Source organism: Psychrobacter sp. AOP7-A1-24, from assembly GCF_052376235.1.
Classification (GTDB): Bacteria; Pseudomonadota; Gammaproteobacteria; order Pseudomonadales; family Moraxellaceae; genus Psychrobacter.
This window is the reverse complement of record NZ_JBQSVM010000107.1, coordinates 1-831: the sequence shown is the minus strand read 5'-3', so window position 1 is coordinate 831 and position 831 is coordinate 1. Positions and strand designations below refer to the sequence as shown.

At 32.9% G+C, this 831-nt stretch carries 1 protein-coding gene; it reads left to right on the top strand.

All coding sequences use genetic code 11. From position 1 onward, the window contains the following. Positions 1 to 831, top strand: an 831-nt coding sequence (locus ACT3QQ_RS13925; RefSeq protein WP_444528430.1) for a hypothetical protein, incomplete at both ends; no start/stop codon positions are given.

Here is an 831-nt window from a genome sequence, read left to right as displayed (position 1 = left end):
TTGAAAGTACTGATGATAAAATAAGAGACTCTATTCATGAAAAAGCAAAAGAGGATCTCCGTAAACTCAATAAAGAGTTTGGAATAAGACTGAGCATAAATAAGGTTAAAAACTATTTACCTCACTATTTAGCTCAAACCAATATAGATAAAGCGCTTATAGAAGTACTAACTAACTGTGCTGTTCATCACCTTTCAGCACTACCTTATTATAATGTCAGTCAATATGATTTATTTCGATGCCAACGGGACTATATGGATCACTTGATAGGGCTACTTGAAAATAAGTATGAGCCAAATCAAACTAAACTATATATGCTTTTCGAGCTACCCGATGAAACATTAACAGATTATTGGAATAAGACTATAGGGAGCGCATTAGCTGTTAATGAATTTAGACTAGAAGAGATCGTGGTTAAACTAAGACAAAAAGTAGAAGCCGCTACTGTAAACTTAAAGTTAAATGACTTGGATTCATTGGTTTGTCTTAATAACAGCTTTATGGACTATCTATATATTTTGATGTCTGTTGCAAGTGGTTATCGACCTGTGAATGAGCCATTTGGCAGGTTGTCAAATATAGATACCAGAACTGGAGTCTACTTTATTAGCGATAAGGAGATGCAAGATGACACTATTGGCAGATTAGTCTATCTACCACATACCGTATGTCAGCAAATCAATGAGTATGAAAAATTTATTAAAAGTAATGGCATTCTTTTTAATAAACTAGGAAGTAATATTGGTCAAATATACATGGATATTTTAGACAGCCGTATTGGACTGATAAATTATCTAAAATTAGATGAGATAACCAATACAGTTATTCAGT